Below are 294 nucleotides of genomic sequence, written 5' to 3'. Positions count from 1 at the left end.
ACAACTTAAAAAGAGGCCGAAGCCTCTTTAAAAAATGAATTAAAGGGATAATTAAGCGCTAGAACAGGGATTCGAGTTCTAACTTATCGGGATTACTCTCGTCTGCATAGATCAGCAAATCAACACCGTTGCGCTGTTCATACCAACCGTACAAGAAGTCACGTTCATCGGTAACTCCATCGCGATTTGAGTCCAAGCGCATTTCTACGGAAATTTCTGCTTCACCAGGATCAACATAAGTATCAATTCCTAGCTTTATTTGAATACCCTCCGCTGGTTTCTCTAGATATAGAT

At 40.8% G+C, this 294-nt stretch carries 1 protein-coding gene; it reads right to left on the bottom strand.

Translation table 11 applies throughout. The annotated features are described in order from the left end of the window. Positions 1-58: 58 nt before the first annotated feature. Positions 59-294 (bottom strand): hypothetical protein (locus A3762_RS27485; protein WP_197469194.1); only part of this gene is annotated, 236 nt, incomplete at its 5' end.

The sequence above is a fragment of the Oleiphilus sp. HI0125 genome (assembly GCF_001635355.1).
This window is presented reverse-complemented; position numbering and strand designations above follow the sequence as displayed.